The sequence below is a fragment of the Marinospirillum sp. genome (assembly GCF_044810985.1).
Lineage (GTDB): Bacteria > Pseudomonadota > Gammaproteobacteria > Pseudomonadales > Halomonadaceae > Marinospirillum.
Genome location: NZ_CP085242.1, coordinates 2,763,125 through 2,777,753, shown reverse-complemented (window position 1 = coordinate 2,777,753; position 14,629 = coordinate 2,763,125). Strand labels below are relative to the sequence as shown.

General features: G+C 53.9%; 15 protein-coding genes. All 15 read right to left on the bottom strand.

Going from position 1 to position 14,629, the window contains the following annotated elements:
- Positions 1–2: 2 nt before the first annotated feature.
- The 15 genes from fliQ to LG323_RS13065 all read right to left on the bottom strand — a co-directional run bounded on the left by fliQ (position 3) and on the right by LG323_RS13065 (position 14,581).
- Positions 3–272, bottom strand: coding sequence for a flagellar biosynthesis protein FliQ (fliQ, locus tag LG323_RS13135; protein ID WP_404417026.1), 270 nt, complete (start codon positions 270–272; stop codon positions 3–5).
- Between the two features lie 24 nt (positions 273–296).
- Positions 297–1,049: a flagellar type III secretion system pore protein FliP gene (fliP, locus tag LG323_RS13130; RefSeq protein WP_404417023.1), complete on the bottom strand. Its 753-nt coding sequence runs from the start codon at positions 1,047–1,049 to the stop codon at positions 297–299.
- Entirely contained in the window at positions 1,039–1,398 is a 360-nt protein-coding gene (gene fliO, locus LG323_RS13125) for a flagellar biosynthetic protein FliO (RefSeq protein WP_404417020.1), read from the bottom strand. Before fliO ends, fliP begins: the two co-directional genes overlap by 11 nt.
- Positions 1,399–1,527: 129 nt before the next feature.
- Positions 1,528–2,061, bottom strand: a complete 534-nt coding sequence (fliN, locus tag LG323_RS13120; RefSeq protein ID WP_404417017.1) for a flagellar motor switch protein FliN — start codon at positions 2,059–2,061, stop codon at positions 1,528–1,530.
- Between the two features lie 47 nt (positions 2,062–2,108).
- Entirely contained in the window at positions 2,109–3,086 is a 978-nt protein-coding gene (fliM, locus tag LG323_RS13115; RefSeq protein ID WP_404417014.1) for a flagellar motor switch protein FliM, read from the bottom strand.
- A 47-nt stretch (positions 3,087–3,133) separates the two neighbouring features.
- Complete coding sequence (fliL, locus tag LG323_RS13110; RefSeq protein WP_404417011.1) at positions 3,134–3,631, bottom strand: flagellar basal body-associated protein FliL; 498 nt, start codon at positions 3,629–3,631, stop codon at positions 3,134–3,136.
- Positions 3,632–3,652: 21 nt separating this feature from the next.
- Positions 3,653–5,050 (bottom strand): flagellar hook-length control protein FliK, encoded by a 1,398-nt coding sequence (locus LG323_RS13105; RefSeq protein ID WP_404417008.1) that lies wholly within the window; start codon positions 5,048–5,050, stop codon positions 3,653–3,655.
- Between the two features lie 91 nt (positions 5,051–5,141).
- On the bottom strand, positions 5,142–5,588 hold the full coding sequence (gene fliJ / locus LG323_RS13100; RefSeq protein WP_310695159.1) for a flagellar export protein FliJ: 447 nt from the start codon (positions 5,586–5,588) through the stop codon (positions 5,142–5,144).
- A gap of 12 nt (positions 5,589–5,600) precedes the next feature.
- Positions 5,601–6,953, bottom strand: coding sequence for a flagellar protein export ATPase FliI (gene fliI, locus LG323_RS13095; protein WP_404417004.1), 1,353 nt, complete (start codon positions 6,951–6,953; stop codon positions 5,601–5,603).
- Positions 6,946–8,667: a FliH/SctL family protein gene (locus tag LG323_RS13090; RefSeq protein WP_404417001.1), complete on the bottom strand. Its 1,722-nt coding sequence runs from the start codon at positions 8,665–8,667 to the stop codon at positions 6,946–6,948. The genes fliI and LG323_RS13090 overlap by 8 nt, the downstream gene beginning before the upstream one ends.
- Positions 8,668–8,698: 31 nt before the next feature.
- Positions 8,699–9,715: a flagellar motor switch protein FliG gene (gene fliG, locus LG323_RS13085; RefSeq protein WP_310695162.1), complete on the bottom strand. Its 1,017-nt coding sequence runs from the start codon at positions 9,713–9,715 to the stop codon at positions 8,699–8,701.
- Positions 9,708–11,477, bottom strand: a complete 1,770-nt coding sequence (fliF, locus tag LG323_RS13080) for a flagellar basal-body MS-ring/collar protein FliF (protein ID WP_404416998.1) — start codon at positions 11,475–11,477, stop codon at positions 9,708–9,710. The genes fliG and fliF overlap by 8 nt, the downstream gene beginning before the upstream one ends.
- A gap of 39 nt (positions 11,478–11,516) precedes the next feature.
- Positions 11,517–11,912 (bottom strand): flagellar hook-basal body complex protein FliE, encoded by a 396-nt coding sequence (gene fliE / locus LG323_RS13075; protein ID WP_404416995.1) that lies wholly within the window; start codon positions 11,910–11,912, stop codon positions 11,517–11,519.
- A gap of 223 nt (positions 11,913–12,135) precedes the next feature.
- Positions 12,136–13,506 carry a sigma-54-dependent transcriptional regulator gene (locus LG323_RS13070; protein ID WP_404416992.1) on the bottom strand — a complete coding sequence of 457 codons (1,371 nt, stop codon included), beginning with the start codon at positions 13,504–13,506 and terminating at the stop codon, positions 12,136–12,138.
- Between the two features lie 19 nt (positions 13,507–13,525).
- Complete coding sequence (locus LG323_RS13065) at positions 13,526–14,581, bottom strand: sensor histidine kinase (protein ID WP_404416989.1); 1,056 nt, start codon at positions 14,579–14,581, stop codon at positions 13,526–13,528.
- Between the last annotated feature and the right edge of the window lie 48 nt (positions 14,582–14,629).

Below are 14,629 nucleotides of genomic sequence, written 5' to 3'. Positions count from 1 at the left end.
AGTCACCCGATCAGGTAGGGAATATTGTTGGCCAGCCGCTGGAAAAACTCCATCAGCATTCGCAGAATCATGGGGCCAGCAATGATCAGTGCCAGAAGTGTTGCCATCAGGCGGGGCAAAAAACTCAGGGTTTGCTCGTTGATCTGGGTGGCGGCCTGAAAAACAGCCACAATCAGACCGGCCAGCAGGCTGGGCACTACCGCAATAGCCACTATGGTAATCACCAGAAACAGGGCTTCTCGCAATAGGTCCACAACAATTTCTGGGGTCATTTTGCCTCCGGAGGTTAACCCTCGTCAGTAACCAAAGCTGGCAGCCAGGGTGCCCATCACCAGTGTCCAGCCATCCACCAGAACAAAGAGCATGATTTTGAAAGGCAGGGAAATGATAATCGGTGACAGCATCATCATACCCATGGCCATCAGGATACTGGCCACCACCATATCAATAATCAAAAAGGGAATGAACAACATAAAGCCGATCTGGAAAGCCGTTTTCAGTTCACTGGTCATAAAGGCCGGAACCAGCACCACAAAGGGTACATCCTCTTCCGATTCAAAAATCTCATAGCCACCGATGCGACCAAACATATCCAGGTCGGTTTCACGAGTCTGGGCCAGCATGAATTCCCGCAGTGGAGCCTTGGCCAGCTCCACTGCTTCCAGAGGTTCAACCTCTTCAGCAATATAGGGCTGCAGGGCATCAGCATTCACTTTTTCCCACACCGGGGTCATGATGAAGAAGGTCAGAAAAAGGGCAATGCCCAGCACGATCTGGTTAGAGGGTGTTTGCTGCAAGCCCATTGCCTGGCGCAGGATGGCCAGCACCACAATAATACGGGTAAAACTGGTCATCATGATCAGCATCGCTGGCAGGAAAGTCAGCGCGGTCATGATGGCCAGAACCTGGATGGTTACCGAGTAGCTTTCACCCCCTTCACCGTCCGGCTGAACCCGCAGGGCCTCAATACCCGGCAATTGCCCGGCCCCGGCATCCAGGGACAGGAACAAAAGGCCCAAGAGGGCCATCAGTAAAGGCTTAGCCTTCATTCCTAGAATCCTTTTGTGACTGACTAGCAGCCGTTGACGGGTTGTTTTTATCTTTCCATTGCTGAAGTAATTGTGAAAAGCCGGAATGCCCACCTGTCGATTTGATATCCAACGGAGTCTCCAACTGGTGCAAACAGTTGATCTGGTTGGCTGTCACACCCAACAAAAGTTGCTGCTCACCCACCTGCACCAGTGCCAGGCGTTCACGATTGCTTAACGGCAAAACAGCCAGCACTTTCAAGGCATGGCCGTGACTGCCCCCCGGAACCAAGCGCATGCGCTTTGCCAACCAGGCCAGAACAAACATCAGGGTGAGAACAACCAACAGGCCCAGGGTAACCTTCAGCATGGCAGAACTGCTGCTGCCCAGCTCCCTGTCCTGGGCAAAAAGCGGGGCACTCAAAAACAGAAAAGGCAGACAGCAGAAATCTGTCCACCTTGTCTGGAACCAGGCAGAAACCTTTTTCCAAAGCATGACTCAGCGCAGCCGCTTGATGCGTTCCGAAGGACTCACAACATCGGTCAGACGAATACCAAACTTTTCATTGACCATAACCACTTCACCATGAGCAATCAGAGTACCATTGACTTTCACATCCAGAGGCTCACCGGCCAGACGATCCAGCTCGATCACCGAACCCTGGTTCAACTGCAGCAGGTTACGGATGGCAATTTCGGTATTACCCACTTCCATGGCAATGGTGACCGGAATATCCATGATGACTTCCAGATTCGGATTGTCACCCTCAAAACTGGTTGAATCATCTTCCAGATACTCCAGAGGCGCTGATTCTATGTCATCTTCGGTCAGATTTTCACCGTCATCATCGCCCTCCGTCAAACCCTGTTCTTCAAGGGCGGCTCCCCAGTCATCATCAATGGACTCTTCACCACCCGCTTCCTCCGACCCGGACTGCTCTTCCATGGCTGCGGCCCAATCATCATCAGGCGAAGCATCATCATCCAGAGCTGCAGCCCAGTCTTCATTTTCGTTGTTTTCTTCATCGCTCATTATTGCTTCCCCTAGCTATCCATTACCGGCCCGGCTCTTGGTTCGCTTTAGCGAACCAGCCGGACCTGTTCTTTAACTTTTAATGCCAGATTTTCACCTGAGCGCCCCATCTTGCATTTATAAACCGGCACCCCATTGGCCTGCAGGGTCACATAATCCGGCAAATCAACCGGAATAATATCACCCGGTTCCAGGTTGACGATATCACCCAGGGTCAGATCTTTGTCCACCACTTTAACATTCAGGGGGATCTTGGCTTCCATGATATCCGCTCTCAGGGCGCGAACCCAGCGTTCGTCAATATCATCGACATCCGACTGAACCCCTGAATCCAGTTCTTCACGAACGGGCTCTATCATCGAGTAGGGTATGGTGATGTGCAAATCACCGCCACCGCCATCCAGTTCGATGTGGAAGGTGCTGACCACCACCACTTCACTGGGGCTGACAATATTGGCCATTGCCGGGTTGACTTCAAAACCGATGTATTCAAAGTTGAGCGGTAAAACCGTCGCCCAGGCTTCTTTCAAATCTATGAAAACCTGCTCGAGTACCTTTTGAACAATGCGTATTTCCGTGGGAGTGAATTCCCGGCCTTCAATTTTGGCGTGACGTCCATCACCCCCAAAAAAATTGTCAACCAGCTTGAACACCAGCTTGGCATCCATGACAAAAAGGGAAGTCCCCCTGAGCGGGCGGATTTTCACCAGGTTGAGGCTGGTTGGTACATAAAGGGTGTGCACATACTCGCCAAACTTCATGATCTGAACACCACCCGAGGCAACATGGGCACTGCGACGCAACAGATTAAACAGACTGATGCGGGTATAGCGCGCAAAGCGCTCATTGATCATTTCCAGGGTCGGCATGCGACCCCGGACAATCCTGTCCTGGCTGGTTATGTCGTAATTCTGAACATCCCCGGAGTTTTCTTCACTCTCTGACGCATCAGGCAGCTCGTCATCGTCCACACCGTGGAGAAGAAGGTCGATTTCATCCTGGGAGAGCAGATCCTGAACTGCCATAAGTTGCCACCTTAAACTTGTCGGTTGTTGTAGTCTGCTGGCTTCAGTTACTGAAGAACGAAGTTGGTAATCAAGACCTGGTCTATCTGTACACCTTCGCGTGCGACCACTTTCTGTACCACTTCTTCAGCACTGTTTTGCAGCTGCATTTTACCTTCGGGGGTTTGCAGCGTCTGGTAATCCTGGCCAGTGAAAAGACGGTTCAGATCATTCTTGATTCTTGGCATGTGAGTTTCTATGGCCTGGGTCACCTGGGTGCTATCCCCCTTGACGGCCAAAGAAAGCTGCATAAAACGCTGTTTGCGATCAGAGGAGATCAAGGGCGTCACAAAGGCTTCTTCAAAAGAATAGTAGGAGGCCGTACCCAACTGGATATCCGAGTTTCCCAAGCCAGGAACTCCACCGCCTTCGGACTCTTCGGAAGAGTCACGATCCAGAAAATAAAGTGTACCCCCAACAGCCAAAGCCAAAATGATGGCAATCCCGATCACCAGACCGCCAATCATGATCAGCTTTTTGCTTTTTCCGCCTTCTTCATCTGCCATTTAGTTTCTCCTTTCAGGCCACTAGGCGTAATAGTCTACCAGACCCAGAGGTTCTTCAAAGTAAGAGATGGTTTCCTCTTCTTCGGCTTCCCCACCCTCGGCAAGACCCAGGCCTTGACCGGATGATCCATCACCCTGCTCCTGATCACCCTCCTGGGAGTAGGATTCCTCCGAGACCGAGGCATCGGCGAGGTTCAAACCCTGCTCTTCCAACATCTCTTTCAGGCGCGGCAGGGCATTTTCCAGAAGATCCCGGGCCTGGGCGTTGGGTGACTGAAAAATCACTGAGGCCTGGTCGCCCTGCATTTTAATCTGCACCCTCAGGTTGCCCAGATCAGGCGGATCCAGGCGCATTTCCGCAATCTGCATTCCGCGGGACTGCATGGTGCTGATTCGATTGGCCAGAGCTTCGGCATTGGCCTGGACTGCTGCCTGGGACATCATGGACATGGCGGGCATGCTGGCTGCCATACGGGCTGCGGCAGGCTGAGCTGCCGGGGTATTACCCAGACCCATCCCGGCCGCCTGAATCAACTGTTGCATGGATTCACTCCCCGAGCGACTGCTCAGCACCGAAGTATCACCACGACCCAGGCGTGCCACCAGAGCTTCCAGTCGATTTTCCTGACGCCCTTCCTGCCTGTCCTGGCGACCGTCCTGCTTTTCCTGGCGCCCTTCCGAGGTTTCCTTGCCTGCTTCAGCCGTATCCCGGCCACGCATTGCAGCCTCAGTATCACTGCGCTGGCTGGCCTGGCCTGCTGTTCTCAGTCTGTCACCCGATTCCACCAGAACCCTGAGTTCACCGGACTGGCTGTCGAAACGCATAGAAGCCAGCTGCCGAAAATCAATATCTCCTTTTTGAATACTGGCCAGGAGCTGCTGCAAACCCTGGTGCAAGTCTTCAAGCTGGATATCCAGTTGTTCAGCCAACTGGGCGAGAAAATCCTGCAACTCTTCCGGCAGCATTTCCTGCAGACTGGCCAGATCCCCGTCCTGCAGCAGGGATTTCAATTCGCTCAGGTCTTCATCGCTCAGCCCCTGCAACCAGGCTTGCAGGTCGTCCAGAAAATCCGAGCGCTCATCAGCAGGCAGGGAAGCAACAAACTCCTGCGCCTCTTTGGAAAGCGGCAATTTCTCGCCACTAACCGGCAGCTCTTTTCCGTCCTTGGCCACCTTGGCTGTGTCGGTTTTTTCCGGTTGGGCTCGACGCACCGCCAGCTTCTGCTCAGGTGTTTCGCTCTTTTCAGGCGGCTTCCAACCACTTTTTTTCCGGTCGGAAGGCTGTTCAAGGTTGCCCTTCAGATGCTGCTGAAACGCCTGCTTGTTCTCCGAGCGGGCGCTGGGCTGTGGTTTTTTTGTTTCCAGTGAACTGGCCGGGGGGGCATCCAGAAAAACCTTGAGGCTTGCAGATGAATTCATAGGCTGGACTCTCTTTGTCTTGACCCTTGCATTGGAAAAGGCAGCTGTAATCGCTTGTTGTGGTTCTGGTTAAGCAGGATGCATGCCAACACTAACTTTTATGGGCATAGCGATTACTGGTGTATTCATCAGCCAGCTTTTGTTCTTTACGACCGGCCAGAATTTCCTCTTCTTTGCGGGCTGCCTCAATGATGCTTTCCAAGCCTTTTGCACGGGCCCGTGTTTTGATCCAGTGCTCAGTGACCTGAGCCTTTTGCCGCTGCAAAAGTTCTATCTGCTCATCCTGCTGGACCTGGGCCAGCTCCAGTCGCTGGATGAAAGACTGATAGCGCAGCACGGCCTGAATATCCATTTTCCGGCCCGGTTCCTCGCCACCACGCATCAACTGCAGGTATTCTTTTTCATAAACCTTCAGTTGCTCTTTGGTTTGCGCTTCCTGTTCAATTTTCTGATTCAGGTAGCCCAAAGCCCTGCTGGCTTCGTCAACCTTACCCTCAGCAAGCTTTAAAACGGGCTGCAGGCGTTTCTCACGACTCATGGGATCACCGGGTTATTGTGACTGCCTGTTCTGGTTCATGGCTTTGGCCAACAGCTCCAAGCGCTGACTGCTGGTCAGGAAGTCCTGCTGTTGATCAAGAGGTTGCTGCAGAAATTCACGCATGGCCGGCATCATGGCTATGGCCAGATCGATTTCGGCATCACTGCCTCTGGTGTAGGCACCGACATTAATCAGATCCTTGTTCTGCTCATACCGGGCCATCAGTTGTTTGAAGCGATAAACCCTGGACAGGTGCTCGGGACTGACAATCTGCGGCATGGCACGACTGATGGAAGCTTCGATGTCGATGGCCGGATAATGCCCTTCCTCTGCCAGTTTACGGGACAAAACAATGTGGCCGTCAAGAATGGCCCTGGCTGCATCCGCGATGGGGTCCTGCTGGTCGTCACCTTCGGTCAGCACCGTATAAAAAGCGGTAATCGACCCCTTACCCTTGGCAGCATTACCGGTGCGCTCCACCAGTTGAGGAATACGCGCAAACACCGAGGGTGGATACCCCTTGGTGGCCGGTGGCTCGCCAACGGCCAAGGAAATTTCACGCTGAGCCTGGGCGTAACGGGTCAGTGAATCCATCAATAAAAGAACATTTTTGCCCTTGTCACGATAGTATTCGGCAATACTGTGGGTAATCTGGGCGGCACGCAGGCGCATCAGGGGCGCATCATCAGCCGGTGAGGCAACCACCACCGAGCGAGCCATGCCTTCCGGCCCCAGTATCTGTTCAATGAATTCCTTGACCTCCCGACCACGTTCACCCACCAGCCCCACGACGGTGATATCAGCCTTGGTAAAACGGGTCATCATACCCAGAAGCACCGATTTACCCACACCACTTCCGGCAAACAGACCCAGGCGTTGCCCGCGCCCCACGGTCAGCATGGCATTGATGGCACCCACGCCAACATCAAGCGGTGTATCGATCGGGTGGCGCTCCAAAGGGTTGATGGTGCGACCATTCAGATTGGCCTCGCCTTCAGAAGCCAGGGGGCCACGACCATCCAGCGGTCGACCGTAGCCATCCAGAACCCGACCCAGCAACCCAAAACCCACGGGAACCTGCAATGCTTTGTTATTGGGTGTCACCCTGGCACCAGGGCGAAGGCCTTCGGCTGATTTCAAGGGCATCAGATAAATACGCTCAGCACCAAAGCCCACGACTTCAGCTTCAACCGGGTCTCCGGACACACTTTCAATATAGCAGTAAGAACCCACCGGCAGATTGCAGCCCACGGCCTCAAGAGTCAGGCCCACCATTCTGACCAGCCGACCCTCGACCAGAGGCTCATCGGGACGCAACTGTTGCTGATAGGATTTAAGCCTGTCAGCCAGACTGGAACTAACCATGATCATTACCCCGACCGGACTGGGTGCCAGCATCCTCTTCAGGGGCATCATCAAACTTCATCAGGTCGTCCAGAGCCTGTTCAGGGTTGTTGGCGGCCTCTTCGGTGTCTTCTTCGGATTCGGATTCCGATGCCTCGTGGTCTTGAAAATCATCTTTCCAGGTGCTCTCCATAACCGCTTCCGGGTCTTCCAGATAACGCACTTCATGGACAGACTCAGGTGCCCAAACCTTTTCTTCTGGTTCGGGCGCTGCCTCTTCATTCTTTTCCTGGGTTTCACCTTCCTCACCACCCAGAACCTGATCAAAGAAGTCGTCTTCATCTTCATCCGTCAGCGGTGGCTGGGGTTGTGGCTGGGAAACAGGGTCTGGTGATTCACCATCGCCCGGAGGCTCCGGTTGATCGCCTTCTTGTTCAGGGGCCTGGGGGTTCTCAGGGTATTCAGTCACTTCACCAGGCTCTGATGGTTCACTAGAGTCAGCTGGCTCATCCCGACCGTTTGTTTCTGGGAAATCCATTTCCGGCTCTGGCTGCTGCCGATCATCTTGAGCGGGAGGCTCTTCTGCCTGAAGATCTTCCGGGTCTTCACTTTCCTGAGCGGACGGGTCAGCTGCGGGGCTTTCATTGTTCGGTGAGGGCTCAGCAGGCTTTTGCTGCTCATCCAGGGGTGGCAGATTGCGCGGTGCCGAGCTGCGTTGCAGACTGACCTTGGCAACAGGTTCAGGCTGGGGCTCCGGTTCCGGTTCAGATTCCGGCTCAGGCTCCGGTTCAGTTTCCTGCCCAAGGTTATCGTGCCGATAGTCCTGAGGGTCCACTGCCGTTTCCTCAGGCGTCGGGGCAGGCTGGCTTTGAGTTTCTTCTGCAACAGGCTGGGTTGGTTCCTGGGGCGGAGTGGCTTCCGGTTCAGCGAGAACATCACGCGACAAGGGTTCCAGATCACCCTCCACTTCCTGGTAACCGGCATCCAGCAGAGAGTCGATCACTTTTTTGTAGCGGTTTTCCAGAGTGGAGTCGACCAGGCTTTGCAGGGTCTCCACCCTGACCCCTCCGGGGGTTATCTGGGGATCACTGATCACCCGGTTTTCTTCCAGCAAGTCACTTCTGACCGCTTCAATCAACTGCTGATCCTGGGGGTTGATATAAATGCGCAGGCGCTGATGACCTGCCGGCAAAGCCGCTACGGCTTCGCGAAGAACTTCGCCCAGAAAGTCCCGGCTGATGCCGATTTCCCGGCGCAGAATGGCACGAGAAATCAGATCAACCAGTGACAGCAGGCCTGCTTCGACTTCCTGATCCAGATTTTGCAGTGGTCCCTGCAGTTGTTCAATCAGACTTTGCAGGCGCGCCAGTTGCTGATCCACTTCGTGCTGGGCCTGTTCCAGACCCTGCTGATAACCACTTTGAAATCCGGCTTCCTGTCCCTGGGCTTCACCTTCCTGATAACCCAGTGCCTTGCCTTCTTCGTGGCCCGTCTGTTTACCTTCTTCAAAGCCAGCCGCATAGCCGGAATTGTGTGCCTCCTCACGCAAAGTCTGGATTTCTTCAGGGGTGGGGGCTTGCGGTTCAGGCGGGTTTTCTGAATCGCTTTCTTGTTGTTCTACTTCAAGTTCATCCAGGCGTTGGGCAATGCGCTTGCGGACGCCGGTTAAGTCCGGCATCTCCCAGCGCTCAAAGGGCACCTTGTCATTGGCAGGTATGCGTTTTCTGTGCGGCACAAGACGTCCTCAAAATTCAATGGCGACCTTCTTATAACATTTCGTCGTTGCTGGATGCCAGATTGATGGTGCCATCATCAGCCAAACGCCGCGCCACACCCAGAATTTCTTTCTGGGAGGATTCAACTTCACTGACACGAACCGGGCCTTGCGCTTCCAGGTCGTCACGCAGCAGCTCGGCGGCACGTTTGGACATGTTTTTGAAGATCTTTTCCTGAACACGGGTCTCTGCACCTTTCAATGCCAGAGTCAGGGTTTCAGGCTTGACTTCACGCAGCAGGGTCTGCAGATCACGGTCATCCAGATCGGCCAGGTTATCAAAGACGAACATGAGGTCTTCGATCTCTTCGCCCAGAGCTTCGTCAATTTCCTTGATGGCATCCATCAGGTCACCCTCAATGGAGCTGTCGAGGTTGTTCATGATATTGGCAACCACCTTGACGCCGCCCATGCTGGTGGTTTGAGTACCACCGGAACCAGAGAACTGTTTTTCCAGAATATCATTCAATTCCTGCAAGGCCTGAGGCTGCACTGATTCCAGAGCAGCAACGCGCAGGGTCACATCCAGGCGAACCTTGGGATCAAAGAAGCGCAGAATTTCCGCACCCTGATCCGGATCCAGATAAGACATCACGATGGCCTGTATCTGAGGATGCTCAAAACGGATAATGTCTGCAACAGCTCGGGGTTCCATCCACTTCAGGGTATCCAGACCCGTGGTATTCCCCCCCAGCAGGATGCGGTCAATCAGGCCATTGGCTTTATCTTCACCCAGAGCCTCACTGAGCATGCGGCGTATATAGCTGTCCGCACCCACACCCAGACCGGTTTGTTCACCAACATCCTCAAGAAAGTCGCCCAGAACTTCTTCTACCTGTGCACGGCTGACATTCTGCATTTGCGACATGGCCAGGCCTATCTTCTGAACTTCCTTGGGCCCCATGTGCTTGAGTACCTGAGCTGCATCGGTTTCACCCAGGGACATCAGAAGGATGGCGGCTCTTTCCAGCGAAGACAGGTTTTCCGCGTAGAGATCTTCTTCACTCATCGTTAACCACCCAATGGCGTACTACCTGAGCCACACGGCCAGGGTTCTCAGCAATCAAGGCCCGTATGGCATTGAGCTGACGTTCATAAAGGTCACTTGGCGGTGCCAGCAGGGGATCATCAGATGCGCTGAGCGTCACCTGATCATCCGGCAAGCCACCGTCCAGGGGTGCCAGATCATCGGCATCTGCATCCTCAATATCTTTATCCGACTTGGTCGCCAGGTTACGAAGGATGGGTCTGAGAACACCGAAAATAAGAATCAGGATAAACAGCCCGGCCAGTGCCTGTTTGGCAAGCCCCCAGAACCAGGGCTGCTCCCAGAAAGGCAATTCGGGCACTTCATCAATGTCGCTTTCCACGAAGGGTGAGTTGATGACGCTGACACTGTCACCCCTGGCGGCACTGTAGCCTACAGCATTACGCACCAAGCTGTTGATGCGCTCAATTTCATTTTCACTCCAGGGTTGCCGTTCGGCTTCACCGGTTTCCGGGTTGCGCTGGATCAGATCATCAATAACTACGGCCACCGTCATGCGGGCAATGCGACCGGCATCATTGCGGGAATAGGTCAGGCTGCGATCCAGTTCAAAATTGCGCGTTGCCTGGGAACGGCGATTGCTAGGTGTATTGCCTTCCTCCCCTTCACCGGTGGCTTCTTCAGGAGCAAAACCATCCTGAGGAGGTTGATTGGACAGGGCACCGGGGATGCCCAGAGGCCCGAAGTCGCCACTACGCACTTCATCAACCGTCTGCTCACTGCGAAGAGCGGGCATGTCCGGATTGAACTGCTCAGAACTTTCCTCCACCTGGGTATAATCAACATCCACCGAGACAGCAGCCTGAAAACGCCCGGGCCCGGTTATCGGCTCAAGAATGGAGCGAATACGCTCGTTGACACGCTGTTCGACCTGACGGGTGTGTTCCAGCTGGCGTGACATGGCCTTGTCGCTCTCACTTTCCTCACTCTGGGAAAGCAGGTTGCCGCGCTGGTCAACAATGGTGACATCTTCCAGTGCCATCTGGGGAACACTGGACGCCACCAGGCTCATCATGGCTCTTGACTGGGATGAGTCCAGGCTGCGACCGGGTGTCAGGGTCAGAAAAACAGAGGCCGAAGGTTTGCGCTGATCACGAATAAATACAGATTGGCGGGGAACTGCAAGATGCACGCGTGCCTGACGGACGGCATCCAGACTGGAAATGGTTCGGGCCAGTTCACCCTCAATACTACGCAGGTAGCGGGCATTTTCCATGAACTGACTGGTGCCCAGACCCTGATCCTGCTCCAGCAGTTCATAACCCACCGTATTGGGCTGACTGATATCCGCGCCAGCCACCTGCATCCGGGCCTGGTGGATATCATCTTCTTTGACCAGTAGCGCGCCTGAAGAAGTATCAATGCGATAACTGATGTTGTTCTGTTCCAGAACGTCCACAATAGCAGCAGAGTCCACCTCATTTAAGCTGGACATCAAGGGCCGGTAGCTGTCGGACTGAGACCAGAGGACGACAGCAAAGCCCAGTGCAATACTGGCCGCAAAGCCGATCAGCAAAGCCATCTGGCGCAAAATATCCAACTGATTGAAGTTGGATAGCAAGGCTTCCGCCTTACTGCCACCTTTCAGCAAGTTCTTTTTGCTCTGCTTGTCTTTGCTTTCAGCTTGATCAGTGGTAGCACTGCTTGCTTCTGACTTGCCGGATTCAGGGAGATTTTTTTCTGCCCCTTCATCAGCAGCCACATTGGCAGGCGCGTTTTCCATTCAATAACCCCAGTTAATCCACTCTATCCTGTGTCAGGATCAGATAGGCATCCGCATCACTTCTTGATAAGCACTGACCAGGCGGTTTCTTACCTGCGTCATGGCTTCAAAAGACACACTCGACTTCTGGGCGGCAATCATCACATTGGTGATATCGACGTCGGGATCACCCAGTTCGTAGCGGGTTCGCATGTCATTAGCCGTCTGCTGATGTCCGTTGACGTTATCGATGGCCTGCTTCAGTAAAGTGGAAAAGGAAGGCACTTCCTTGACCTCTTCCGAACCAGTCACGCCAGGAACCTGCCCCCCTTCCTGCAACCCCTTGACCAAGGGTGCCCGCTGATTCAACTCAGCGGATGCAAAACTGGAGTTCACATCATGACTACTTGCCCTTATCTGGGACAGAACACTGGAAATATCAGCGCGTTCAACCATGTCTGGACACCCTTATTTTATACTTTGTTTATATGTATTTTCTATGCAACAATCGTTAAAGCTTATATTTTTTGCATAAATTGTCCGGCTAAGTGCAAAAAAACAACAGGTTAGCCACTTTTTCAGAGTGATTGACTTACTCTACCTAATTGTCAGCCGGAAGACTACACCATCTTCCTACAAGTTGACTGAAATTACTGCTACAAAATGTTTCTCAGCCGGGTCAGCCTTGCTCCAGAAAACCCAGCTCCCGCATTTTTGCGATCTTGTATCTCAGGGTTCGGGGGCTGATCCCGAGTCGCTCCGCTGTTTCTTTCTTGCGACCACCTTCCTGCTGCAGCGCTTCAAGAATCATTCGAAACTCCTGTTCCTTGAGATCCTCCTTGAGGGCCTCACTGCTTGCCTGAACCGGAGCCGGTTGAGACTCATTTCTGTCATTTTCGGCCACTGCAAGGCGGTGGTCTTTTTCTATGATAATACTTTCAGCGGTGACCTGCTTGCCTGTGGTCATAATCAAGGCACGCTGCATGACATTCTCAAGCTCACGCACATTGCCAGGCCAGGCATGCTCCAGTAAAAGCTTGCTGGCACTGGAGTGGAGTTCAGGAACCTGGCTTACTCCCATGCGCTGCGCATGCTTGGCCAACAAGGCTCTGGCCAGGAGCAGGATGTCAGCCTTACGCTCCCGCAGTGGCGGCCAGACCAGAGGAAAGACATTCAGGCGATAGTATAAATCTTCCCGGAAGACTCCGTCGCTGATGCTTTGCTTGAGATCTCGGTTACTGGTTGCCAGCACTCGCACATTCAATTTCAGAGTCTTGCGCGAGCCCAGGCGTTCCACTTCCTGTTCCTGAAGCACCCGCAGCAACTTGGCCTGCAACTCCATGGGCATTTCCGAAACTTCATCCAGCAACAGAGTCCCACCATCGGCCTGTTCGAATTTACCGGGGGTGCTGGCATTGGCCCCCGTGAAAGCACCCTTTTCATAACCAAACAGGGTGGCTTCCAGAAGGCTTTCGGGAATCGCTGCACAATTGATGGCAACAAAAGGCTTGCTGGCTCTTCCCGACTCCAGATGAATATAGCGCGCCAGCACCTCCTTGCCGGTTCCCGACTCACCCCCAATCATAACCGAGGCATCACTTTTGGCAACACGGCTGGCCAGCTTGAGCAATTCCAGGCTGGCAGGATCTTCCACCACCGGCCCCTGATCGGTAGCATCACTCAAAGGGCTGGAATTCAACAGGGGCCGTATCAGGGTCACCAGCAGTTCAGGCTCAAAAGGCTTGACCAGATAATCCACAGCGCCCTGGCGCATGGCTTCCACAGCCTGACTCACCGAGCCATAGGCAGTCATCAGCACCATGGGCAGGCCAGGATACTTCTGGGTGACCTCGGCCAGCAGCTCATAGCCATCCATCACCGGCATACTGACATCGGAAATCACCAAACCCACCGAGTTTTTTTCCAGCAGTTTCAAGGCATCCCGCCCATTGACGGCTGAGACATAATCCCAACCTTCAAGTTCAAGCGTATCTTCCAGGGCTTCTCTTAAATCCGCATCATCTTCAACCAGCAATATTTGTTGCTGCATCGCTTCTCTCCACTACAACTCAGGCTTCCGAACCGGAAGCGCCATCAGCATCCATTGGCAAGGCAATCCAGGCGCGTGTGCCTTCTCCAGTCCGCGATTGCAACCAGAAACGCCCTTTGTGGGCCTCAACAACCGCTTGCACTATTGCCAGCCCCAAACCCGTTCCCTGAGACTTGGTGGTGTAAAAGGGTTCCTGCGCCTTGGCCACCTGGTCCTGACCAATGCCCGGCCCTTCGTCAGCCACACAGAGAAGCAGGTGCATGCCGGGCTGACCCGGCAAATCAGCAACGGTTTCCAGATGCAAGGCCATGGGTGGCGGCGGATCACAGGCTTCGGCAGCATTATTAACCAGATTGAGCACAGCGCCTACCAGAGAATCCAGACTCACCACCAGCTCACAGGGCTGCAGGTTAACCTGCCAATTGAAACTCAGTTGATGCTTGTCCACAACCGGCTGTACAGCTTCATGCAGGGCCTTGGCCAGATCCTCTACAGCCAGGCGTCGGGCCATGCGGGTTTCACCCTTGGCAAAAATCAGCATATCACGTATCTGCTGATCCATATGCTGTAGCCGGCTTTTCAGTTTACCGGCAAACTTTTGCTGTTGGTGTTCTTCCAGACCTTCCTTTTGCAGGTGCCCGGCATAAAGCAATGCAGTCGACAAAGGGGTTCGCAGCTGGTGGGCCAGAGAGGCCACCATATGCCCCATGGAAGACAGCCGCTCATGGCGGGCCAGCTCTTCCTGCAAACGCCGGGTTTCCGTCAGATCCTGCAGCAGGATCAGCTGCCCCTGTCCAGCGGACATGGAACTGATAGACAGGCTCACCCGGCGTCCGTCTTTCAGTGAAACCTCATGACCATCATCGCTGCGCGGAGCAAAAGCTCTTTGCACCACAGCCAACCAGGAAGCCCCTCTCAGGGGAGCACCCAAAAGTTCTGCGGCGGCCTCGTTGGCCTGGCTGACCTTGCCTTGGGGATCCAGCATCACTAAACCGGCCGGTATGGCCGCAAGGACATCCTGCAATGCCTGAGCCGAAGTGTTTTCTGGAACTACCGTATTTTCAGAAAATGCCATTGCTTTGCAATCCTTAAGTCTTCAGGCCTGTTTTGCCCACTCCAGACC